The sequence below is a fragment of the Variovorax sp. OV329 genome (genome assembly GCF_900114785.1).
Lineage (GTDB): Bacteria > Pseudomonadota > Gammaproteobacteria > Burkholderiales > Burkholderiaceae_C > Variovorax.
Genome location: NZ_FOUG01000015.1, coordinates 60,212 through 82,815, shown reverse-complemented (window position 1 = coordinate 82,815; position 22,604 = coordinate 60,212). Strand labels below are relative to the sequence as shown.

Below are 22,604 nucleotides of genomic sequence, written 5' to 3'. Positions count from 1 at the left end.
TTGCATTGCCTCAGTTCAAGGCTTCGACGAGCTCGGTTTCGATGTCCATCTGAGACCGGTGCCCCTGCAACTCGGGCCCGCTGATGAGGAAGGTGTCTTCCACCCGCTCGCCCAGCGTCGTGACCTTGGCCAGTTGAAGGTTGAGGTGATGCCGTGCCAGCACGCGCGCCACCGAGTAGAGCAGGCCCACGCGGTCGCTGGCCGAGATGTTGAGCACCCAGCGCTGCGCCTTCTCGTCGGGCACCAGCGTGACGCGGGTCTTGATCGGAAAGCTCTTCACCCGGCGCGACACGCGGCCGCGGCTGGGCGCGGGCAGCTCGCCCGGATCGGTGAGCGCATGGGCAAGGTCGGTCTCGACCATGCTGATGAGCTCGCGGTAATGGTCGGGCAGGAAGGTGGTCACCACCTGGAAGGTGTCCAGCGCGTAGCCGTTGCTGGCCGTGTGCACCTTGGCATCCAGAATGCTGAAGGAGGCATGGTCGAAGTAGCCGCAGATGCGCGCGAACAGGTCGGGCTGGTCGGGTGTGTAGACCAGCACCTGCAGTCCTTCGCCCACCGGTGACAGGCGGGCGCGCACGATGACGGGCGCACGCGGGTCGATGGGCGTACCAGCCAGCGGCACGTGGCGCGAGAGCTGGCGCGCATGCCAGGCGATTTCGGCCGCGTCGTGGCGCATGAAGTAGCCCACGTCCAGCGTGTCCCACAGCGACTTGTGCGCCTCGAAGGGCAGGGCGTGCGGCGCCAGCAGGGCCAGCGCCTCGCGCTTGCGTGCCTCGATCTCGGCGCCGGGGTCGGGCATGCGCCCCCCGAGCGCGCGGGCGGTCGCGCGGTAGAGGTCTTCCAGCAGCTTGCCCTTCCAGGCATTCCACACGCGCGGCGAGGTGCCGCGGATGTCGGCCACGGTGAGCAGGTACAGGGCCGTGAGGTAGCGCTCGTTGCCCACCAGCTTGGCGAAGTTGCCGATGACGACCGGGTCGCTCAGGTCCTGCTTCTGCGCGATGTGGCTCATTACCAGGTGCGAGGCCACGAGGAACTCGATGAGCTTCGTGTCTTCACGATCGATGCCGTGCTGCTTGCAGAAGCGCTGAACGTCGCGCGCGCCCAGCACCGAGTGGTCGCCGCCCCGGCCCTTGGCGATGTCGTGGAAGAGGGCGGCCACGTACAGGATCCACGGCTTGTCCCAACCGCCCGCCAGCTGCGAGCAGAAGGGGTACTCGTGCGCGTGCTCGACGATGAAGAAGCGTCGCATGTTCCGCAGCACCATCAGGATGTGCTGGTCCACCGTGTAGACGTGGAACAGGTCATGCTGCATCTGGCCGACGATGCTGCGGAACACCCGCAGGTAGCGCCCCAGCACCGAGGTCTGGTTCATCAGCCTGAAGGCGTGCGTGATGCCGCGCGGCTCCTTCAGGATGCGCATGAACATCTCGTGGTTGGCCGGGTCGTTGCGGAACTTGCTGTCCATCACGTGCCGCGCGTTGTAGAGCGCGCGCAGCGTGCGTGCCGACAGGCCCTTCACGCCCACCGTCTTCTCGAAGAGCCAGAAGGTTTCCAGGATGGCGTGCGGCTCGCGCAGGTACAGGTCGTCGCTGGCCACTTCGATGGTGCCGCCCTTGTCGAAGAAGCGCTCGTTGATCCGGGTGGGCACGTCGGCCTGCGGCTGCAGCCGCTCGCTGATGTTCAGCAGCAGGATCTCACTGAGCTGTGTCACCGCCTTGGCGGCCCAGTAGTAGCGGCGCATCAGCGCCTCGCTGGCCTTGCGCTGCGACTCGCCCTCGTAGCCGAAGCTGGCCGACACGGCGGTCTGCAGGTCGAACACCAGCCGGTCCTCGCGTCGGTTGGCGATCACGTGCAGGCGGGCGCGGATCAGCGAGAGCAGCGCCTCGTTGCGCTTGATCTGCTGGATCTCGAAGGCGGTGGCCAGGCCGTTCTTGGCCAGGTCGTCCCACTTGTGGCCGAAGCCGGCCGCCTTGGCCACCCACAGGATGATCTGCAGGTCGCGCAGGCCGCCGGGCGATTCCTTGCAGTTGGGTTCCAGCGCGTAGGGCGTGTTCTCGTACTTCTGATGCCGGTGCCGCATCTCCTGCGTCTTGGCGGCGAAGAACTCGCTCGGGTTCACCGAGGCCAGGAAGCGCTGGCGAAAGGCGGCGTAGAGCTTCTTGTCGCCGGCCACCAGGCGCGACTCGAGCAGCGAGGTCTGGACGGTGACGTCCTTCTCTGCCTCGGCCAGGCATTCCTCGACGTTGCGCACGCTGGAGCCTATCTCGAGGCCCGCGTCCCAGCACTGGCCGATGAAGGCCTCCAGCTTGGCCGACTCGATGGCGTCGGCCGCCTGGCCGTCCGGCAGCAGCAGGAGCACGTCGACGTCGGAGTAGGGAAAGAGCTCGCCGCGCCCGAAGCCGCCCACCGCCACCAGCGCGAACTGGTTGCCGAAGCTGGCGTCGTTCCAGAGGGCGCGAAGCGCCTCGTCGGCCAGGGAAGAGAGCTGCTTGAGCACCGCATGCACACCGCGCGCCGGCGCATGCGCATTGCGCAGCGTGTCGAAGACAGAAGATTTGTGCGCGCGATAGGCATCGCGCAGCATGGAGAGGTCGACCATGTCTGCTGTCCAGCTCTGCGGTACGAGCCGCCGGCGCCCCTGGCGGCTCAAGCGGTGGCGGGTGCGGGTGTCGCGGCGTTCACGAAAGCGGGCGTCGGCGGGCTGCCGGCCGAGAGCGTCAGCACCTCGTAGCCGGTCTCGGTGACCAGCACGGTGTGCTCCCACTGGGCCGACAGGGAATGGTCGCGGGTGACGATGGTCCAGCCGTCGTTGCCCCATTCCTTGATGTCGCGCTTGCCGGCGTTGATCATGGGCTCGATGGTGAAGGTCATGCCCGGCTTGAGTTCTTCCAGCGTGCCCGGGCGGCCGTAGTGCAGCACCTGCGGTTCCTCATGGAAGCCGCGGCCGATGCCGTGGCCGCAGAACTCGCGCACCACCGAGAAGCCGTTGCTCTCGGCAAAACGCTGGATGGCAAAGCCGATGTCGCCCAGGCGTGCGCCGGGCTTGACCTTCATGATGCCGTGCCACATGGCATCGTAGGTGAAGCTGACCAGCCGCTTGGCGGCGATGGAGCCATCGCCCACGATGAACATCCGGCTGGTGTCGCCGTGCCAGCCATCCTTGATGACGGTGATGTCGAGGTTGATGATGTCGCCCTTCTTCAGGGCCTTGTCGTTCGGGATGCCGTGGCACACCACGTGGTTGACCGAGGTGCAGATCGACTTGGGGTAGGGCACCGAGCCGCCGCCCATGTAGTTGAGGGGCGCCGGGACGGCCCCCTGCACCTGGGTGATGTAGTCGTGCGCGAGCTTGTCGAGTTCGTTGGTGGTGACGCCGGGCTTCACGTGCGGGGTGAGGTAGTCCAGCACTTCGGAGGCGAGGCGGCAGGCCACGCGCATGCCGGCCACGCCTTCGGCGTCTTTGTAGGTGATGCTCATCCGGCAATTATCCCATTCGTCCGAAGACAACGCTGGCCCGGCCCCTTCGACGACCCGGCGCACCCGCGTGCGGCAGATTCCCGTCCCGAAGGCCGCAGTTCGCACCCGCTGATTCATGCGGCGATTGGTGCCCCGCGCCCGGAAAGCCCGGCTGCCTTGCCCTAAAATTCAGGGTTTTCGCGGATGGCCCCAGTCAGCGGCCGGCCGCACCCCGGAGCTTTCGCCCAACAATCCCGGCCGCCAGGCCCTCAACGACAGTGACGCTGCCCGTGACCTCCAACCGGCCCCACACCGCCCCCATCGTGACGCGCTTCGCCGGCGCCAGTGCCCTGAGCGACTTCCGTGCCCGCCAGCTGCTGCCCCGGCTGCAGGCCATCGAGCCGCGAATCGCCTCTCTGGGCGCCCGCTTCGTGCACCTGGTGGCCACCGACGCGCCCCTGTCCGACGCGCAGCAGGCCCAGTTCGGTGCGCTGCTCAGCTACGGCGAGCCGGCCGTCGAGCCGCCCAAGGGCCATGCCGCCATCGTGGTGGCGCCGCGCCTGGGCACGGTGTCGCCCTGGGCTTCCAAGGCCACGGACATCGCCCACAACTGCGGCCTGTCGGTGCGCCGCGTCGAGCGGGTGACCGAGTTCCACGTCGGCCTGAAGGCGCCGCTGATCGGCAAGGCGCCGCAGCTGGACGAGGCCCAGCGCGCGGCGGTTGCCGCAGTGCTGCACGACCGCATGACCGAATCGGTCCTGCCCTCGGTGGACCAGGCCCAGGCCCTGTTCGCCGAACTGCCCGCCACGCCCATGGCCCACGTCGACGTGCTGGGCGGCGGCCGCGGCGCGCTGGTGGACGCCAACAAGACCTTTGGCCTGGCACTGGCCGAGGACGAGATCGATTACCTGGTGGACGCCTTCACGAAGCTGGGCCGCAATCCCACCGACGTCGAGCTGATGATGTTCGCGCAGGCCAACAGCGAGCACTGCCGGCACAAGATCTTCAACGCCGAGTTCACCATCGACGGGCAGAAGCAGCCGCAGAGCCTGTTCTCGATGATCCGCCACACCGAGCGCGCGAATCCGCAGCACACCGTGGTGGCCTATTCCGACAACGCCTCCATCATGGAAGGCCACCAGGTGGAGCGCTTCGCCGCCCGCATGGAGGCGGGCAGCGGCTCGCCCGGCTACGGAAAGAGCCAGGCCCTGAACCATGTGCTGATGAAGGTGGAGACGCACAACCACCCGACGGCCATTTCGCCCTTCCCGGGTGCTTCCACCGGCGCCGGCGGCGAGATCCGCGACGAAGGCGCCACCGGGCGCGGCTCGCGTCCCAAGGCGGGCCTGACCGGCTTCACCGTGTCCAGGCTGTGGCCGGAAGAGGGCAGCTACGGCAAGCCCGAGCACATCGCCAGCCCGCTGCAGATCATGACCGAGGGTCCCCTGGGCGGCGCCGCCTTCAACAACGAGTTCGGCCGGCCCAACCTGCTGGGCTACTTCCGCGAGTACGAGCAGGCGGTGGCCAGCGACACCGATACCGTGCAGCGCGGCTACCACAAGCCGATCATGATCGCCGGCGGCCTGGGCCAGATCGACGCGACCCAGACCCGGAAGATCCTGTTCCCGGCCGGCGCGCTGCTGATCCAGCTGGGCGGCCCCGGCATGCGCATCGGCATGGGCGGCAGCGCCGCGAGTTCCATGGCCACCGGCGCCAACGCGGCCGAGCTGGACTTCGACTCGGTGCAGCGCGGCAATCCCGAGATCGAGCGCCGTGCGCAGGAGGTCATCAACCACTGCTGGCTGCAGGGCGACGCCAACCCGATCCTGGCCATCCATGACGTGGGCGCGGGCGGCCTGTCCAACGCCTTCCCCGAGCTGACCAACGACGCCGGCCGTGGCGCGCGCTTCGACCTCTCGGCCGTGCCGCTGGAAGAGTCGGGCCTCGCGCCCAAGGAAATCTGGTGCAACGAAAGCCAGGAGCGCTACGTGCTGGCCATCGCGCCCGAGTCGCTGCCGGTGTTCCAGGCCTTCTGCGAGCGCGAGCGCTGCCCCTTCGCAGTGGTCGGCGTGGCCACCGAGGCCCGCGAGCTGCTGCTGGCCGACGCCGATGCGCCGGAAGAAGACAAGGCGGTGCACATGCCCATGGACGTGCTCCTGGGCAAGCCGCCGAAGATGCACCGCGACGTGAAGTCGGTGGCGCGCAGCTTCAAGCCGCTCGACCTGACCGGCGTGGACCTGACGAAGTCCGCCATCGCGGTGCTGGCCAACCCCACGGTGGCGTCCAAGCGCTTCCTGGTCACCATCGGCGACCGCACGGTGGGCGGCCTGAGCCACCGCGACCAGATGGTCGGCCCCTGGCAGGTGCCGGTGGCCGACTGCGCCGTGACCCTGGCCGACTACGCCGGCTTCGCGGGCGAAGCCATGAGCATGGGCGAGCGCACGCCGCTGGCCTCCTACGATGCGCCGGCGTCCGGCCGCATGGCGGTGGCCGAGGCCATCACCAACCTGCTGGCGGCCCCCATCGAGCTGTCGCGCGTGAAGCTCTCGGCCAACTGGATGGCCGCCTGCGGCGAGCCCGGCGAAGACGCCGCGCTGTACGAGACCGTGAAGGCCGTGGGCCTGGAGCTGTGCCCCGCGCTGGGCATCTCCATTCCGGTCGGCAAGGATTCGCTGTCGATGCGCACCCAGTGGCGCGACGGCGGGGAAGACAAGCGCGTCACTTCGCCGGTGAGCCTCATCGTCAGCGCCTTCGCCTCGGTCGACGACGTGCGGGGCACGCTCACGCCGCAGCTGGACGGCAAGGAAGCCGACACCACGCTGGTGCTGATCGACCTGGGCCGCGGCAAGCAGCGCATGGCAGGCAGCATCCTGGCCCAGACGCTGGGGCAGGGCGGCGACGCGGTGCCCGACCTGGACGATCCGAAGGACCTGGTGCGCCTGGTCGATGCCGTCAACGAGTTGCGCGCGAAGAAGCGCATCCTGGCCATGCACGACCGAAGCGACGGCGGCCTCTTCGCCGCTGCCTGCGAGATGGCTTTTGCCGGCCACGTGGGCGTGGCCCTGAACGTGGACATGCTGGTCACCGAAGGCGACGGCATCTCCGACAGCCGCGCCGAGTACGGCGACGCCAAGAACTGGGCGACCCAGGTCAGCGCGCGCCGCGAGGAACTCACGCTCAAGGCCCTGTTCAACGAAGAGCTGGGCCTGCTGCTGCAGGTGCGCACCGACGTGCGCAACGAAGTCATGCAGGTGCTGCGCACGCACGGCCTTTCGGCCTGCAGCCACTTCGTGGGCAAGACCCGTCCCGACAGCTCCATCATCGAAGCCGGCAAGGGCCGGCTGGAGATCTGGCGCGACGCCAAGTCGGTGTTCAGCGCCAGCCTGCAGGACCTGCACCAGGTGTGGGATTCGGTCAGCTGGAAGATCGCCGTGGAGCGCGACAACCCCGCCTGCGCAGACCAGGAGCACGCAGCGGCCGGCGACCCGGCGGACACCGGCCTGCACGTCTTCCTGCCCGATTCGCTCAAGGCCAGCCTGGCTGCGCCGGCGGTCATCGTCGGCAACCGGCCCAAGGTGGCGATCCTGCGCGAGCAGGGCGTGAACTCGCACGTGGAGATGGCCTACGCCTTCACCGAGGCCGGCTTCGAGGCCTTCGACGTGCACATGACCGACCTGCAGACCGGCCGCGCCGACCTGGCCGACTTCAAGGGCGTGGTGGCCTGCGGCGGCTTCAGCTACGGCGACACGCTGGGCGCGGGTATCGGCTGGGCGCGCAGCGTCACCTTCAACCCGAGGCTGTCGGAGCAGTTCCAGGCCTTCTTCGGCCGCAGCGACACCTTCGGCCTGGGCGTTTGCAACGGCTGCCAGATGTTCGCCGAGCTGGCCGACATCATTCCCGGTGCGCAGGACTGGCCGCGCTTCACCACCAACCAGAGCGAGCGCTTCGAGGCCCGCCTCTCGCTGGTGGAAGTGCTGGAGTCGCCCAGCCTGTTCTTCGCCGGTATGGCCGGCGCGCGCCTTCCCATCGCGGTGGCGCATGGCGAGGGCTACGCCAACTTCAAGCACCGCGGCGACGCGTCCAAGGCGATCGCGGCCATGCGCTATGTCGACCACGCGGGCCAGGCCACCGAGCGCTATCCCTTCAACCCCAACGGCAGCGCCGGCGGCCTGACCTCGGTCACCACCGCCGACGGCCGCTTCACCGCGCTGATGCCGCACCCCGAGCGCGTGTTCCGCAACATCCAGATGAGCTGGACCTCGGGCGACAGGAGCCAGCTCAGCCCGTGGATGCAGATCTGGCGCAACGCCCGCAAATGGGTGGGCTGATGCCCCTGCATGGGCAGGGAACGCGGCGCCGTGACATCCTCGGGGCCAGCACACTGCTGGCCACTGGAGCTTTCTCGATGTCGACCCCCACCGAAGCCGCGTCGCCCGACGCCTTCGCCTTCAAGCACCTCAAGCGCTCGCCGCGCCTGCCGGTGCTTTTCCTGGGCCATGGCAGCCCCATGAACGCGATCGAGGACAACGCCTACCGGCGCAGCTGGCAGGCGCTGGGCACCGAGTTCGGCAGCAAATGGGCGCAGCCGCAGATGATCCTGTGCATCTCGGCGCACTGGCTCACACGCGGCGGCTGGTGGCTCACGGCCATGGACAAGCCCAAGACCATCCACGACTTCGGCGGCTTCCCGCAGGAGCTGTTCGCGCAGCAGTACCCGGCGCCGGGCGCGCCCCGGGCCGTCGAGGAAATCAGCCAGGCCGTGCGCCAGCCCGTCAGCGGCACGGCGCTGGGACTGGACAAGGCCGAATGGGGTCTGGACCACGGCACCTGGTCGGTGCTCAAGCCCATGTTCCCCAAGGCGGAAATCCCGGTGGTGCAGCTGAGCATGGACTACAGCCGCTCACCCGCCGAGCACTACCTGCTGGGCCAGCAGTTGCGCGATCTGCGCGAGCGCGGGGTGCTCATCGTGGGCAGCGGCAACATCGTGCACAACCTGCGCGCCATCCGCTTCGACGCCAAGCCGGGCCAGGCCTACGACTGGGCCATCGAGTTCGACAAGGTGGTGGATGGCCAGATCCGCAAGGGGGAGCTGAACGCGCTGTCGACCTTCCAGCGCCTGGGCCAGGTGGCGGTGCAGGCGCATCCCACCTACGAGCACTACCTGCCGCTGCTCTACGCGGCCGGCGCCGTCGACCCGTCGCGCGATCAGCCGCGTTTTTTCAACGAGGACTTCCAGGCGGCGTCGATCTCGATGCGCTCGGTGCTTTGGAGCTGAGGCACTCCATGTGCCCATGAAAAAAGCGGCCCATGGGCCGCTTTTTTTTATGGAAGCGAGTTCGCTTACTCGATCTTGGCCTTGGCGCGCAGGTCTTCCTGGTACTTCTGCAGGCGCTGTTGCGACAGCTGCTGCACGATCTGCGGCTTGACCTCTTCCAGCTTGGGCAGCTGCGCCTGACGGATGTCGTCCACGCGGATGATGTGCCAGCCGAACTGCGACTTGACCGGCACCTGGGTCATCTCGCCCTTGTTGAGCTTGATCATGGCCTCGGAGAACTCGGGCACGAAGCTGGCCGCGCTGGCCCAGTCGAGGTCGCCGCCGTTGGCGCCCGAACCCGGGTCCTTGCTCTGCTTCTTGGCGATGTCCTCGAACTTGGCGCCCTTCTTCAGGTCGGCAATGATCTTCTTGGCCTGGTCCTCGGTTTCCACCAGGATGTGGCGGGCCTTGAATTCCTTGCCGCTGTTGGCGGCCACGAACTTGTCGTACTCGGCCTGCACCTCGGCGTCGGTCACCGGGTTGGCCTTGCGGTAGTCCTCGAAGAGCTGGCGGATCAGGATCGCCTGGCGGGCCAGGTCCATCTGCGCCTTGTAGTCGTCGGTGGCGTCCAGGCCCTTCTTGCGCGCTTCCTGCATGAAGACTTCGCGGCTGATGATTTCTTCCTTCAGCTGCGGCTCCATCTCGGGCGATACCGGTCGGCCGGCGGCGGTCAGCTGCTGCGCCAGTTGATCGACGCGGGCCTTGGGCACCGGTTGGCCGTTGACGATGGCAATGTTCTGCGCCTGGGCAGACATGGAGATCGCGCCCAGCAGCGCTGCGGCCGCGGCGGCCTGCAAGAGTTGTTTTTTCATGGGAGGCAAGGGAGGTTTGTCATTGCGCCGCAAGGGCGCAGGTTCGCGATCCGGCGTGGTTCTCAGAGCACTTCGATGGCGAGCGCATGAAGGCCCTGGGCGACGAAATCGTCCAGCGCATCATACACAAGCCGGTGTCTCGCAACCCGGCCCTTGCCCTCGAAGAGCGGGCTGGCGATGCGCACCCGGAAATGGGTGCCGTAGCCCTGGGCATTGGCGCCGGCGTGGCCCGCGTGGGCGGCGCTTTCGTCGATGACCTCGAGCTGCGTCGGCTGCAGCACCTCGACCAGGCGGGCCTGCAGGGCGGCGGCGGTCGGCAAGGGGTGGACGGTGGTCATGCGCTGGGCTCGTCGGACTTGAGGTGCGGCGCGATGTACAGGCCCTGCGCCACCAGGAAGGCGATGGGGAAGGCATAGCCCCACAGCTTGAAGTTCACCCAGGCGTCGGTGCTGTAGTAGGCCGCCACCCAGCCGTTGATGGCCGACATGAACAGGCAGTAGGTGATCCAGGCGATGTTCAGGTGCGACCAGATGCGCTCGGGCAGGGCCAGCTGGCCGCCCAGCAGCATCTTCAGGAAGTTCTTCTTCACGCCCCAGTAGGCCACCGCCAGCGCGATGCCCATGGCGGCGTAGAGCACCGTGGGCTTCCACTTGATGAAGCGGTCGTCGTGCAGCACCAGCGTGAGCGTGCCGAAGACCAGGATTAGCGCCAGCGTCGCCTTCTGCATGGGCTGCAGCTTGCCTTCGGTGAAGTACACCCAGGCCATCTGCACGGTGGTGGCCGCCATCAGCACGCCGGTGGCCACGTAGATGCCGTAGAGCTTGAAGGCGCCGAAGAACAGCAGGATGGGCAGGAAGTCGAGCAGCAGTTTCATGTGAGGGGCGGAAGGCGAGGGCGGCGGTGCGGAGTCAATCCTTGGGCTGGAAGTCCAGGGATGCCGAGTTCATGCAGTAGCGCAGTCCGGTTTCGGTCGGGCCGTCCGGGAAGACGTGGCCCAGGTGGGCACCGCAATTGGCGCACAGGTTCTCGGTGCGGACCATGCCGTGGGTGCGGTCCACCACGTTCTTGATGGCACCCGGCACGGCTTCCTGCGAGAAGCTGGGCCAGCCGCAGCCGGCGTCGAACTTGGTGCCGGAGTCGAAGAGCTTGGCGCCGCAGCACATGCAATGGTAACTGCCGTCCTCCCAATGGGTTTCGTACTTGCCGGTGAAGGGGCGCTCGGTGGCGGCGTGGCGGGTGACTTCGAAGGCCGGGCGCTCGGCGCCTTTCTCGGCCAGCAGCGCCTTCCATTCGGCGTCGGTCTTTTGAACAGGGTAGGTCATGACGAGCAGCTGATTTCGATGGAGGAAGCCCAGTCGGGCGGAAAGCCGGCCAGGTCTTCATGGCCGGGATGCTCTTCAAATGGGGATTCGAGCACCGCCTGCAAGCGGGCCACGCCCGAGAAGTCCTTCTGGCGGGCCTGGTCGATCGCCATTTGGCCCAGGTGGTTCCGCAGCACGAACTTGGGGTTGGCGCGCAGCATGCCGGCGGCCGCTTCCTGCGCGCTGGCGGATTGTCCGGCGCGGCGGGCCGCATAGGCGGCCAGCCAGGCCTCGATGGGCGCGGGGTCGATGAACAGGTCGCGCACCGTCGATTCGGCTTCGCCGCCCACGTGGTGCGACAGGCGGCGCCAGAAGATGGTCCAGTCCACCTTCTCGGTGGCCAGGGCGCGCAGCAGGTCGTTGACGAATTCACGGTCGCCCTCGGCGGGCTGTTGCAGCCCCAGCTTGGCGCGCATCCGCGATTCGAACTCGCTGGGGAACACCGTCTTGTACGACTCCAGCGCGGCTACGGCCACCTGCTGGTCGCCGATCAGCGGCAGCAGGGCCTGAGCCAGGCAGAACAGGTTCCAGTAGGCGACGTTGGGCTGCTGGTTGTAGGCATAGCGGCCCGCGCTGTCGCTGTGGTTGCAGATGTGGCGCGGATCGAAGCCGTCCAAAAACTGGAAGGGGCCGTAGTCGATGGTGAGCCCCAGGATGCTCATGTTGTCGGTGTTCATCACGCCGTGGCAGAAGCCCACCGCCTGCCACTGCGCCATCAGCGCCGCGGTGCGCTCGCTCACCGACTGCAGGAAGGCGGCGTAGGCATTGCCTCCGAACAGCGAAGTCTCGCGGCAGTCCGGGTAGTAGCGGTCGATGACGTAGTCGGCCAGCTGGCGCAGTTCGTCGATGCGCTCGTTGGCCGCGAAGTGCTCGAAGTGGCCGAAGCGGATGAAGCTGGGCGCCAGGCGCGCGACGACGGCCGCCGTCTCGATCTCCTCGCGCCGCACGGGGGAATCCGAGCCGGTGACGCACAGCGCCCGCGTGGTGGGAATGCCCAGGGCGTGCATCGCCTCGCTGCACAGGAACTCGCGGATGCTGGAGCGCAGCACTGCGCGGCCGTCGCCCATGCGCGAGTAGGGCGTCGGGCCGCTGCCCTTGAGCTGCACTTCCCAGCCGGTGTCGGTCTCGCCCAGCATGATCGCGCGGCCGTCGCCCAGCTGGCCGGCCCACACGCCGAACTGGTGGCCGCTGTAGACGGTGGCATAGGGCTGGCTTCCGCTCGGCAGCACATTGCCGGTGAAGGCCTGCAGGGCGTCCTCGCTGCGCCAGTCGGCGGGCAGTCCCAGCAGGCGCGCGGCCGGCTCGCTGCTGCCGACCCAGTAGGGCGGCGCGCCCAGCGGGGTGGGGCGAAGCCGGGTGTAGAAGCCCGGCCCCAGTGCAGAGAAGCCAGGAGTCCAGCGCAGGCCCAGGTCGACCGTGCCTTCCGTGTCCGTGTCTTCTAGTGGGGCAGCAAGCAGGCTCGTTGGGGTCATGGGTCGATTGTCGGGCAGACGCCTAGACCCCTGGCCGCAGGGGGCATCGCCCCTGCAAGAGATGCGCTTGTCGACGCCTCAGCCCGCGGCGAACGCCGGGCGTAGCGCCGGAGCATTGGCGGCGTCGCCTTCGCGCCACAGCTGCGAGCGGTACTGGGCCGGCGGCAGGCCGAACCAGCGCTTGCAGGCACGGAAGAAGTTGCTGCTGTCCACGAAGCCGAGCAGTTCGGCCACGTCGGTCAGCGTGTGGCGCTCCTGCGCGAGGTAGCGCTGCGCCAGCTCGCGCCGCGTGCGGTCGAGCAGCGCCTGGAAGGACACCGACTCCTCCTGCAGCCGCCGCTGGAGCGTGCGCTCGGCCAGCCCCAGACCCGAGGCCACGTCCTGCCGGCGCGGCTCGCCCTGTGGCAGGCGGCGCGCGATCTCCGCGCACACCAGCGTGCTGGTGGTGGTCTGGCCGAGCTGGTCGAGCTGGTCTTCCAGCAGTTGCGCCTGGATCTGCGCAAGGGCCGGATGGTGGGTGGGCAAGGTCAGCGCCAGGTCGGCGCTGGCCATCAGCATGCGGTTGGCGGGCGCATCGAAGCGCACGGCGCAGCCGAAGGCCTCGCGGTGCAGGCGGTCGTCTGCGGGCGCGGGGTAGGCGAATTCCACGGCCAGCGGCTGCAGCTCGCGGCGGGTCAGCCAGCTGCTCTGCATCAGGATCGTGAGCAGCGCGTATTCCACACGCTGGCGCGGAATGGGCAGCCGGCCGCCCACATGCTCGATGGCCACCCAGGCCCCGCGCGGATCGCCCTGCACCGTGAAGACGGTGGCGTCGGAGATCACCGGCATGTAGCGCGTCACCAGCCCGTAGGCCATGGACAGGTCGGCGCAGCAGGCCATCGCATGGCCCACCGTGCCGAGCTTGCTGTGGCTGGCCGCGAGCTCGCGGCACAGGCCCAGCGTCGGCCGGCCGGCCTGGGCCACCGCCAGCTGCCACAGCAGCGTGATCTCGTCGACCGGGATGCGCGCGTTCTGCCGGTGCAGCGATTCCGGATCGAAGCCGGCGTCGCCCAGCAGCGAGGCCACGTCAAGCCCTTCGTCCTCGAACACCGAGAGCACCCCTTCGAGCCAGGCCGCCGAGCTGGTGCGCAGTTCGGGCTGCGGCATGCAGCCCGGGCGGTGACGCGGTCGGTGGGTGTTCAGGGTTCCAAAAGTCATTGAATTGGCTCGCTTGCGATAGCGGTGGAAACGGCAGGCGCCGCCAGAATTTTCCAGGGACGCCGAACGTGGCCGCCAGTATGGCCCGAGGCGTGGATGCAGGAATTCCCAAAAACCCCCAAATGGAGACAAGGCAGATGCAGACCATGACCCTCACCCGGGTGCTCGCCGCCACCGCGGCCTGCGCCGCGCTCGCCGCCTGTGGCGGTGGATCCAGCAGCCCACCGCCAGCGACTCAGAACCCGCCCCCGGTGGCGCAGGACGGCCCGATGGTGCGCAAGACCACGGCCGGCAAGATCGAGGGCGTCGACGACAGCGCAGGCACCGGCACCTACGCCTGGAAGGGCGTGCCCTTCGCGCAGCCGCCGGTGGGCAACCTGCGCTGGGCGCCGCCGGCCGACCCGGTCGCCTGGGACGGCGTGCGCGCCACCAGCGCTTTCGGCCACGGCTGCGCGCAGGGCGGCCGCTACTTCAGCCCCGCGCCCAACGACGCGCCTTTCGGCCTGGCCGTGCGCGAAGGCTTCGGCAAGCCCGTGGGCGATGAGGACTGCCTGACGCTCAACATCTGGCGCCCGGCGACCAAGGACGAGAAGCTCCCGGTGATCGTGTTCATCTACGGCGGCAGCAACATCTCCGGCTACACCGCCGACCCCAGCTACGACGGCGCCCAGTTGGCCAAGCGGGCCAATGCGGTGGTCGTCACCGTCAACTACCGGCTGGGCTTCCTGGGCTGGCTCGACCTGCCGGCGCTCAAGACCGGCGATCCCAAGAACGATTCGGGCAACTTCGCGCTGCTCGACCAGATGCAGGCGCTGAAGTTCATCCAGGGCAACATCGGCAACTTCGGCGGCGACGCGGGCAGCGTCACGGTCATGGGCCAGTCGGCGGGTGCGGTCAACACCTGGGCCCTGGTCACCTCGCCGGCCTCGTCCGGCCTGCTGCACAAGGCGGTGGCCATGAGCGGCGGCATCGCCTTCGCCTCGCGCACCAACGCGCAGAACTATTCGAAGGGGCTGGTCAACGCCATCGCGATCGCCGACGGCAAGGCGACCGACGCCGCGTCGGCGACCGCCTGGCTGGCGACGCAGACCAACGCACAGGTGGCGGCCTGGCTGCGCGCCCTGCCGGCGAACAAGCTGGTGGCCACCATGCTGGCCAACCCGCAGCTGGGCAATGCGCCGGCGCCCATCGAGGACGGCAACATCCTGCCGGTGAACTCGAAGGCCGCCGTGGCCGCAGGCAACTTCAACAAGGTGCCGATGATCATCGGCAACACCAAGGACGAGGGCACGCTCTTCGCCGGCCTGTTCGGCCTCTACAACGGCACGGGCATTTCCGGCTTCAAGCTGAACGACTACGACCGCTTCGGCCTGCAGTTCAACTTCAACCCCGATGCGCCCGGCGCGCTGGCGGAGGGCGACCTGATCAACGCCGCCTACCTGCCGGTGAACACGCCGGTGACCGGGTGGAAGGCGATGTCGGACCTGGTGACGAGTGGCATCTTCACGACCGGCGCCGGCTTGTCGGCGCAGATCGACTCGATCGCTGCCCAACTGCCCACCAAGACCTGGTACTACCGCTTCGACTGGAACAAGGAGCCGGCGCCCTTCAACACCGTCTACGGCGCCACCCACGGGATGGACACGGTCTTCTTCTTCCACAACTTCGGCACCAACGTGTTTTCCTTTGCCTACGGCGCGGCGAACAAGCAGGGGCGCGAGGCGTTGTCGGACGCGATGGTCGGCAGCCTGGCCGCCTTCGCCAGGACCGGCGACCCGAACCATGCCGGCCTTGGCGTGAGCTGGCCCAACTGGCCGCGCCAGGTCGTGTTCGACGCCAGCCTGACGCAGGTGCAGAACAGCGCGCCCTGAGTGGCCTGGGCGCCGGGTGTCTTCGAAACGACAGCCCGGCGCCCGGATACTGCGGGTTTCTGACATTGTGCGAACGCACAAAGATTGCGTGAATCGCCGTTGTCATTGATATCGCTGTATGCAAAAAGAAGGAGCCAGTCAGATGTTGGGTTTGATGCAAGACCACCCGCTGTTGATCTCGTCACTGCTCGAATTCGCCGAGCACCACCACGGCGACGGCCAGATCGTGTCGCGGCGGGTCGAGGGCGATATCCACCGCTACACCTGGGCCGACGTGGCCCGCCGCGCCCGGCAGGTGGCCAATGCGCTGGACGCCGACGGGGCAGCCTTTTCCGACCGCATCGCCACCCTGGCCTGGAACGGCTACCGCCACCTCGAGATGTACTACGGCGTGAGCGGTTCTGGCCGCGTGCTGCACACCATCAACCCGCGCCTGCATCCCGACCAGATCGCCTGGATCGCCAACCATGCCGAAGACAGCATGCTGGCCTTCGACCTAAGCTTCCTGCCGCTGGTGCAGGCCGTTCATGCGCGCTGCCCCAATGTGCGCAAGTGGATCGCGCTGTGCGACGCCGACAAGCTGCCCCAGGACTCGGGCGTGCCCAACCTGGTGAGCTACGAGGCCTGGATGGGCCAGCAGTCCACCGACTACACCTGGCCCACCTTCGACGAGAACTCGGCCTCGAGCATGTGCTACACGAGCGGCACCACGGGCAACCCCAAGGCCGCGCTCTACAGCCACCGGTCCTCGGTGCTGCATGCGTACGCGGCGGCGCTGCCGGACGTGATGTGCCTGTCGGCCCGCGACTCGGTGCTGCCGGTGGTGCCCATGTTCCACGTCAACGCCTGGGGCATTCCCTACTCGGCGGCCATGGTGGGCTGCAAGCTGGTGTTCCCCGGCCCGGCGCTGGACGGCAAGTCGGTGTACGAACTGATCGAAAGCGAGAAGGTCAGTTTCGCTGCCGGCGTGCCCACCGTGTGGCAGATGATGCTGGGCCACATGAAGCCGGGCGGCCTGCGCTTCTCCACGCTCAAGCGCACTGTGATCGGCGGCTCGGCCTGCCCGCCGGCGATGATCCGCGCCTTCCAGGACGACTACGGCGTCGAGGTGCTGCATGCCTGGGGCATGACCGAGATGTCACCGCTGGGCACCCTGTGCACGCTCAAGAACAAGCACATGGAGATGAGCCCGGAAGACCGCCTGGCCATCCGCCTCAAGCAGGGCCGCGCCATCTTCGGCGTGGACATGAAGATCGTCGACGGCGACGGCCAGGAACTGCCGTGGGACGGCAAGGCCTACGGCGACCTGCACGTCAAGGGCCCCTGGGTGGTGCGCGAGTACTTCAAGGGGGAGGGCGGCGATCCGCTGGTCAACGGCTGGTTCCCCACCGGCGACGTGGCCACCATCGACGCTGATGGCTTCCTGCAGATCACCGACCGCAGCAAGGACGTGATCAAGTCGGGCGGCGAATGGATCAGCTCCATCGACATCGAGAACATCGCGGTGGCGCACCCGGGCATCGCCATGGCGGCGTGCATCGGCGTGCACCACCCCAAGTGGGACGAGCGGCCGATTCTGGTGGCGGTCAAGCGGCCCGGCGCCGAGGTGACGCGCGAGGAACTGCTGAAGTTCTACGAGGGCAAGACAGCCAAGTGGCAGATTCCCGACGACATCGTCTTCGCCGACGCGATTCCCTTGGGCGCGACCGGAAAGATCCTGAAGACGAAGCTGCGCGAAACCCTCAAGGACTACAAGTTGCCCGGGCTTTGATTCCGGGAATTTCTACCGGCGGGTAGCATCGCGGCGTCACCCTGTCACCTGTGTGATAGGGATGAGGTTCTCTTAGGGACTATCCCTGTGAGATGCTCCTCACGAAAGCGCTTGTAATCCCGTCGGCTAATGGCTTTTGATGACTGACAGTAACTTGGAGACACGTATGAAGTTCGCATTGAAGTTTGTCACCGCCAGCATCATCGCGGCGACCGCGACCGGCGCTTTCGCCCAGAAGGGCGAGACGGTGAAGGTTGCCTGGCTCGACCCGCTGTCGGGCCTCATGGCGGCCGTGGGCACGAACCAGCTGAAGACCCTGCAGTTCTTCGCCGAGAAGTTCAACGAGAAGAACGCTGCCGGCGTGAAGTTCGAGATCATCCCGATCGACAACAAGCTCAGCCCGCAGGAAACTACCGCCGCGCTGCGCTCGGCCATGGACCAGGGTGCGCGCTACGTGCTGCAGGGCAACGGCTCCGGCCCGGCCCTGGCGATCATCGACGCGCTGGAAAAGAACAACGCCCGCAACCCCGGCAAGGAAGTCCTGTACTTCAACTACGCCGCCGTGGACCCGGACCTGACGAACAGCAAGTGCAGCTACTGGCAGTTCCGCTATGACGCGGACACCTCCATGAAGATGGAGGCGCTGACCACCTACATGAAGGATCAGCCGGACATCAAGAAGGTCTACCTGATCAACCAGAACTACTCGCACGGCCAGCAGGTTTCCAAGTACGCCAAGGAAAACCTCAAGGCCAAGCGCCCCGACGTCGAGATCGTCGGCGACGACCTGCACCCGCTGGCCCAGGTGCGCGACTTCGCGCCCTACATCGCCAAGATCAAGCAGTCGGGTGCAGATACGGTCATCACCGGCAACTGGGGCTCGGACCTGGCGCTGCTCATCAAGGCCTCGAACGACGCCGGCCTGAACGTCAAGTTCTACACCTACTACGCCGTGACCACCGGCACGCCCACCGCCATGGGCGCGGCCTCCGACGGCAAGGTCTACCAGGTCGGCTACGCCCACTACAACATGGGCGGCCAGATGCAGAAGTGGGCCGACGAGTACAAGAAGCGTTTCAACGACGACATGTACACCACCTCGCTCTACACGGTGCTGCTGTCGCTGTCCGAAGCCATGGCCAAGGCCAAGACCACCGACGTGCTCAAGGTCGCTTCCACGCTGGAGGGCATGCGCTTCACCAGCTACAACGGCGACGTCGAGCTGCGCAAGGCGGACCACCAGATGCAGCAGGGCCTGTACATCACCCGCTGGGAGAAGGCCAGCGCCAAGTACCCCTACAGCCCGGAGAACACCGGCTACACCCTGGCGCCCGTGAAGTTCTACGACGCGTACGTGGCCAGCACCCCGACCACCTGCCAGATGAAGCGCCCCGGCCAGAACGGCTGACGCGGCCTGCGGGGCCGCACGGACGCGGCTCCATCGAGAAGGGCCCGAGCAGCTTCGGGCCCTTTCTTTTTGTCCTGCCTAGGGAGTGATTTCCAAATGGAATTCTTCGTCATCTCGTTGCTGAACGGAGTCAGCTACGGGTTGCTGCTGTTCATGCTGAGCTCGGGCCTGACGCTCATCTTCAGCATGATGGGCGTGCTCAATTTCGCGCACACCAGCTTCTACATGCTGGGTGCCTACATCGCCTACACGCTGTCGGGCGTGGTGGGCTTCTGGCCGGCGCTGTTCATCGCGCCGCTGCTGGTGGGTGGCCTGGGCGCGCTGTTCGAGCGCTACAGCCTGCGCCGGGTCCACAAGTTCGGCCACGTGCCCGAGTTGCTGGTGACCTTCGGCCTGTCCTACCTGATCCTGGAGATCGTGCAGCTGGTGTGGGGGCGCTCCACCGTGCCCTACGGCCTGCCGACGCAGCTGCAGGGCCCGCTCTTCACGATCTTCGGCACGCAGTTCCCGAAGTCGCGCTCCTTCATCATGCTGGTGGCCCTGCTCATGCTGTTCTCGGTGTGGCTGCTGCTCACCCGCACCCGCATCGGCCTGGTGATCCAGGCGGCCCTGAAGCACCCCGAGATGGTCGAGGCGCTGGGCCACAACGTGCCGCGCGTCTTCATGCTGGTGTTCGGCGGCGGCGCCGCGCTGGCAGGGCTGGCCGGCGTGATCGGCGGCAACACCTACGTCACCGAGCCGGCCATGGCCGCCTCGGTGGGCTCGATCATCTTCGTGGTGGTGGTGGTGGGCGGCATGGGTTCGCTGGCCGGTGCCTTCCTGGCCTCGCTGCTCATCGGCATCGTGCAGACCTTCGCGGTGGCGCTCGACTATTCCGGTGCCACGGCCCTGCAGGCGCTGGGCATGAACATCACCCGCGAATCCTTCGGCTATCCGCTGCTGTCGCTCACCATCTCGCAGGTGGCGCCCATCCTTCCCTACCTCTTCCTCGTGCTGATCCTGATCTTCAGGCCCAAGGGCCTGCTGGGCACCCGTGAGGACTGACGCCATGAGCACCGCCATGTCCTCGACCGCCACCCCTTCCTACTACCGCTTCAAGCCGTTGAACGTCGGCCGGATCCTGATCTGGTCGCTGTTCGCCATCGCCTTGATCGTGGCGCCGCTGTTCTTCAAGAGCAGCCTGGCGCTGACCATGCTCTCGCAGATCGGCTACCTGATCATCATCTGCCTGAGCTACAACATGCTGCTGGGGCAGGGCGGCATGCTCAGCTTCGGCCATGCCGTCTACGTGGGCCTGGGCTCCTTCATCGCCGTCCACGCGATGAACCTGGCTTCCAAGGGCTCGATCCCGGTGCCGCTGGTGCTCATCCCGATCGTGGGTGGCCTGGGCGGCGCCTTCTTCGCGGTGCTCTTCGGCTACGTGACCACCAAGAAGTCGGGCACCACCTTCGCCATGATCACGCTGGGCATCGGCGAGCTGGTGGCGGCCATGGCGCTGATGTTCCCCGGCTTCTTCGGCGGCGAGGGCGGCATCACCACCGACCGCGTGTACGGCAAGGGCTTCCTGGGCATCACCTTCGGCCCGCAGATCCAGGTTTACTACCTGATTGCCGTGTACTGCTTCATCTGCACCGCGCTGATGTTCGCCTTCACCGGCACGCCGCTGGGCCGCATGCTCAACGCGGTGCGCGACAACCCGGAGCGCGTGGAGTTCATCGGCTACAACACCCAGCGGGTGCGCTACATCGCCTTCATCATCGCCGGCTTCTTCGGCGGCATCGGCGGCGGGCTGGCGGCCATCAACTTCGAGATCGTGAACGCGGCCGACAGCCTGAACGCGCTGCGCTCGGGCGGCTACCTGCTGTTCACCTTCCTGGGCGGCGCCACCTTCTTCTTCGGGCCGATCATCGGCGCGGTGCTGCTGGTGTTCGCCTCCATCCTGCTGTCGGAGCTGTCCAAGGCCTGGCTGCTGTACCTGGGCCTGGCCTTCCTGCTGATGGTGATGTTCGCGCCCGGTGGCGTGGCCAGCCTGATCATGATGAACATCCGCGTGGCGGCCTTCGGCAAGTTCAGGCGGCTGGTCAAGCCCTACCTGGGCCTGATCGTGGCCTCGGCCATCATGGTGGTGGGCGCGGCAATGCTGATCGAGATGACCTACCACATGCAGCTCAATGCGGCGCTGGGCCCGAAGGTGCCGCTGTTCGGCACCGAGCTGGACACCTCCAGGTCCACTTCGTGGATCACTGCGGCGGCGCTGCTGGCGGTCGGCCTGGGCTTGTTCGAGGTGATGCGGCGCAAGTTCGTCGTCGTCTGGGGCCATGCGCAGGAAGAGATCGAGGCGGAGATCAAGCGCCGCGACTCGCTCTGAGACCCGGGAGAACAAGAAGCACATGATCTACGCACTCGAACTGAAAGACCTGCGCAAGAGCTTCGGCAAGACCGAGATCATCCGCGGCGTCGACCTGGCGGTGAATGCGGGCGAGCGGGTGGCCATCATCGGCCCCAACGGCGCCGGCAAGTCCACCCTCTTCAACCTGATCAGCGGGCGCATGGCGCCCAGCAGCGGCGAGGTGCACCTCAAGGGCCAGCGCATCGACGGGCTCAAGCCCTTCGAGGTGAACCGGCTGGGGCTCTCGCGCAGCTTCCAGATCACCAACATCTTCCCCAAGCTCAGCGTTTTCGAGAACCTGCGCTGCGGGGTGCTGTGGAGCCTGGGCTACAAGTACACCTTCCTGCGCTTCCTGAAGAACCTGGACGACGCCAACATGCGTGCCGAGGAGCTGCTGGTGCAGGTGGGCCTGGCCCGCAAGCGCGACGTCCTGGCGGTGAACCTCACCTATGCCGAACAGCGCGCGCTGGAAATCGGCGTGACCATCGCCGGCGGCGCCGAGGTGATCCTGCTGGACGAACCCACGGCCGGCATGAGCAAGACCGAGACCGCGCACTTCATCGCGCTGATCCGCCAGGTGACGGTGGGCCGCACGCTGCTCACGGTGGAGCACGACATGGGCGTGGTCTTCGGCCTGGCCGACAAGATCGCGGTGGTGGTCTATGGCGAGGTGATCGCCTTCGACACGCCGGACAAGGTGCGCGCCAATGCGAAGGTGCAGGAGGCCTACCTGGGCTCGCCCGTGGCCCATGCCCAGGGAGGACACTGATGCCCCCACGCTCTTCACTTCGTGTAATCGCTGCCCCCCGAGGGGGCGCGGCCTCCCTAGGGGCGGCCCGGCGGGAGGCCAATCAATGCTGAAACTGCAAGACATCCACGCCTACTACGGCAAGAGCCATGTGCTGCATGGCGTTTCATTCGAGGTGGGCAAGGGCGAGATCGTGGCGCTGCTGGGCCGCAACGGCTCGGGGCGCTCCACCACCGCCAAGGCCATCATGGGCCTGGTGCATGCCGAGGGCGGCATGCAGTGGCAGGGCCAGGACATCCTGCGCAAGAAGGCCTACGAGGTGGCGCACCTGGGCATCGGCTACGTGCCGGAGAACCGCGACATCTTCCCCAAGCTCACGGTGCACCAGAACCTGCTCCTGGGCCAGAAGGGCAAGGGCAAGGACAGCCGCTGGGGCTTCGAGGACATGTACGCCATGTTCCCGCGCCTGAAGGAGCGCCAGCACACCGAGGCCGGCGTGCTCTCGGGCGGCGAGCAGCAGATGCTTACCTTGTGCCGCACCTTGATGGGCGACCCCGACCTGATCATCATCGACGAGCCCACCGAGGGCCTGGCGCCGAAGATCGTCGAGTTGGTGGGCGAGTACCTCAAGCGACTGAAGGACCGCGGCATCTCGGTGTTGCTGATCGAGCAGAAACTGACCATTGCGATGCACATTTCCGATCGCGCGCTGGTCATGGGGCACGGGACGATCGTCTTTGACGGGACGCCGGATTCGTTGCGCGCGGATGCGGCGACGCGCAAGGAGTGGTTGGAGGTTTAGGCG

General features: G+C 67.2%; 17 protein-coding genes. 9 read left to right on the top strand and 8 right to left on the bottom strand.

The window, feature by feature from the left end:
- Positions 1 to 10 precede the first annotated feature (10 nt).
- Together BM345_RS22000 and map are read right to left on the bottom strand one after the other, a co-directional pair.
- Positions 11 to 2,599: a [protein-PII] uridylyltransferase gene (locus tag BM345_RS22000; protein ID WP_093383669.1), complete on the bottom strand. Its 2,589-nt coding sequence runs from the start codon at positions 2,597 to 2,599 to the stop codon at positions 11 to 13.
- Positions 2,600 to 2,646: 47 nt separating this feature from the next.
- Entirely contained in the window at positions 2,647 to 3,477 is an 831-nt protein-coding gene (gene map / locus BM345_RS21995) for a type I methionyl aminopeptidase (protein WP_093383667.1), read from the bottom strand.
- A gap of 257 nt (positions 3,478 to 3,734) precedes the next feature.
- Between map and purL the strand changes: the two genes are divergently transcribed.
- Together purL and ygiD are read left to right on the top strand one after the other, a co-directional pair.
- Entirely contained in the window at positions 3,735 to 7,784 is a 4,050-nt protein-coding gene (gene purL / locus BM345_RS21990; protein ID WP_254789894.1) for a phosphoribosylformylglycinamidine synthase, read from the top strand.
- A 77-nt stretch (positions 7,785 to 7,861) separates the two neighbouring features.
- Entirely contained in the window at positions 7,862 to 8,731 is an 870-nt protein-coding gene (ygiD, locus tag BM345_RS21985; protein WP_093383664.1) for a 4,5-DOPA-extradiol-dioxygenase, read from the top strand.
- Positions 8,732 to 8,796: 65 nt separating this feature from the next.
- On the opposite strand, the gene BM345_RS21980 is transcribed toward ygiD, so the two are convergent.
- The 6 genes from BM345_RS21980 to BM345_RS21955 all read right to left on the bottom strand — a co-directional run bounded on the left by BM345_RS21980 (position 8,797) and on the right by BM345_RS21955 (position 13,612).
- A complete protein-coding gene (locus BM345_RS21980; RefSeq protein ID WP_093383662.1) occupies positions 8,797 to 9,582 on the bottom strand; it encodes a peptidylprolyl isomerase in 786 nt (261 codons plus the stop codon).
- Positions 9,583 to 9,644: 62 nt separating this feature from the next.
- A complete protein-coding gene (locus BM345_RS21975) occupies positions 9,645 to 9,920 on the bottom strand; it encodes a BolA family protein (protein ID WP_093383659.1) in 276 nt (91 codons plus the stop codon).
- Complete coding sequence (locus BM345_RS21970; protein WP_093383657.1) at positions 9,917 to 10,456, bottom strand: septation protein A; 540 nt, start codon at positions 10,454 to 10,456, stop codon at positions 9,917 to 9,919. Before BM345_RS21970 ends, BM345_RS21975 begins: the two co-directional genes overlap by 4 nt.
- A gap of 34 nt (positions 10,457 to 10,490) precedes the next feature.
- Positions 10,491 to 10,904, bottom strand: a complete 414-nt coding sequence (gene msrB / locus BM345_RS21965) for a peptide-methionine (R)-S-oxide reductase MsrB (protein WP_093383654.1) — start codon at positions 10,902 to 10,904, stop codon at positions 10,491 to 10,493.
- On the bottom strand, positions 10,901 to 12,415 hold the full coding sequence (locus tag BM345_RS21960) for a protein adenylyltransferase SelO (RefSeq protein WP_093383651.1): 1,515 nt from the start codon (positions 12,413 to 12,415) through the stop codon (positions 10,901 to 10,903). Before BM345_RS21960 ends, msrB begins: the two co-directional genes overlap by 4 nt.
- 78 nt (positions 12,416 to 12,493) lie before the next feature.
- Positions 12,494 to 13,612 carry an AraC family transcriptional regulator gene (locus tag BM345_RS21955; RefSeq protein WP_254789892.1) on the bottom strand — a complete coding sequence of 373 codons (1,119 nt, stop codon included), beginning with the start codon at positions 13,610 to 13,612 and terminating at the stop codon, positions 12,494 to 12,496.
- A gap of 137 nt (positions 13,613 to 13,749) precedes the next feature.
- Here BM345_RS21955 and BM345_RS21950 point away from each other — a divergent pair, with 137 nt between their 5' ends.
- The 7 genes from BM345_RS21950 to BM345_RS21920 all read left to right on the top strand — a co-directional run bounded on the left by BM345_RS21950 (position 13,750) and on the right by BM345_RS21920 (position 22,601).
- Positions 13,750 to 15,483 carry a carboxylesterase/lipase family protein gene (locus BM345_RS21950; RefSeq protein ID WP_093383646.1) on the top strand — a complete coding sequence of 578 codons (1,734 nt, stop codon included), beginning with the start codon at positions 13,750 to 13,752 and terminating at the stop codon, positions 15,481 to 15,483.
- A 142-nt stretch (positions 15,484 to 15,625) separates the two neighbouring features.
- Complete coding sequence (locus tag BM345_RS21945; protein ID WP_093383644.1) at positions 15,626 to 17,254, top strand: 3-(methylthio)propionyl-CoA ligase; 1,629 nt, start codon at positions 15,626 to 15,628, stop codon at positions 17,252 to 17,254.
- Positions 17,255 to 17,420: 166 nt separating this feature from the next.
- Positions 17,421 to 18,662, top strand: a complete 1,242-nt coding sequence (locus tag BM345_RS21940) for a branched-chain amino acid ABC transporter substrate-binding protein (RefSeq protein ID WP_093383641.1) — start codon at positions 17,421 to 17,423, stop codon at positions 18,660 to 18,662.
- Between the two features lie 96 nt (positions 18,663 to 18,758).
- Positions 18,759 to 19,706 (top strand): branched-chain amino acid ABC transporter permease, encoded by a 948-nt coding sequence (locus tag BM345_RS21935; RefSeq protein ID WP_093383639.1) that lies wholly within the window; start codon positions 18,759 to 18,761, stop codon positions 19,704 to 19,706.
- Between the two features lie 4 nt (positions 19,707 to 19,710).
- Complete coding sequence (locus tag BM345_RS21930; protein ID WP_093383636.1) at positions 19,711 to 21,030, top strand: branched-chain amino acid ABC transporter permease; 1,320 nt, start codon at positions 19,711 to 19,713, stop codon at positions 21,028 to 21,030.
- A gap of 22 nt (positions 21,031 to 21,052) precedes the next feature.
- Entirely contained in the window at positions 21,053 to 21,820 is a 768-nt protein-coding gene (locus BM345_RS21925) for an ABC transporter ATP-binding protein (RefSeq protein ID WP_093383633.1), read from the top strand.
- Between the two features lie 85 nt (positions 21,821 to 21,905).
- Positions 21,906 to 22,601 (top strand): ABC transporter ATP-binding protein, encoded by a 696-nt coding sequence (locus BM345_RS21920; RefSeq protein ID WP_093383631.1) that lies wholly within the window; start codon positions 21,906 to 21,908, stop codon positions 22,599 to 22,601.
- The last annotated feature ends 3 nt before the right edge of the window (positions 22,602 to 22,604 follow it).

Coding starts and splice junctions, on each gene's coding strand:
- BM345_RS22000 (WP_093383669.1), bottom strand. CDS start 2,599: ATGGTCGACCTCTCCATGCTGCGCGATGCCTATCGCGCGCACAAATCT.
- map (WP_093383667.1), bottom strand. CDS start 3,477: ATGAGCATCACCTACAAAGACGCCGAAGGCGTGGCCGGCATGCGCGTG.
- ygiD (WP_093383664.1), top strand. CDS start 7,862: ATGTCGACCCCCACCGAAGCCGCGTCGCCCGACGCCTTCGCCTTCAAG.
- BM345_RS21980 (WP_093383662.1), bottom strand. CDS start 9,582: ATGAAAAAACAACTCTTGCAGGCCGCCGCGGCCGCAGCGCTGCTGGGC.
- BM345_RS21975 (WP_093383659.1), bottom strand. CDS start 9,920: ATGACCACCGTCCACCCCTTGCCGACCGCCGCCGCCCTGCAGGCCCGC.
- BM345_RS21970 (WP_093383657.1), bottom strand. CDS start 10,456: ATGAAACTGCTGCTCGACTTCCTGCCCATCCTGCTGTTCTTCGGCGCC.
- msrB (WP_093383654.1), bottom strand. CDS start 10,904: ATGACCTACCCTGTTCAAAAGACCGACGCCGAATGGAAGGCGCTGCTG.
- BM345_RS21960 (WP_093383651.1), bottom strand. CDS start 12,415: ATGACCCCAACGAGCCTGCTTGCTGCCCCACTAGAAGACACGGACACG.
- BM345_RS21955 (WP_254789892.1), bottom strand. CDS start 13,612: ATGACTTTTGGAACCCTGAACACCCACCGACCGCGTCACCGCCCGGGC.
- BM345_RS21950 (WP_093383646.1), top strand. CDS start 13,750: ATGCAGACCATGACCCTCACCCGGGTGCTCGCCGCCACCGCGGCCTGC.
- BM345_RS21945 (WP_093383644.1), top strand. CDS start 15,626: ATGTTGGGTTTGATGCAAGACCACCCGCTGTTGATCTCGTCACTGCTC.
- BM345_RS21940 (WP_093383641.1), top strand. CDS start 17,421: ATGAAGTTCGCATTGAAGTTTGTCACCGCCAGCATCATCGCGGCGACC.
- BM345_RS21935 (WP_093383639.1), top strand. CDS start 18,759: ATGGAATTCTTCGTCATCTCGTTGCTGAACGGAGTCAGCTACGGGTTG.
- BM345_RS21930 (WP_093383636.1), top strand. CDS start 19,711: ATGAGCACCGCCATGTCCTCGACCGCCACCCCTTCCTACTACCGCTTC.
- BM345_RS21925 (WP_093383633.1), top strand. CDS start 21,053: ATGATCTACGCACTCGAACTGAAAGACCTGCGCAAGAGCTTCGGCAAG.
- BM345_RS21920 (WP_093383631.1), top strand. CDS start 21,906: ATGCTGAAACTGCAAGACATCCACGCCTACTACGGCAAGAGCCATGTG.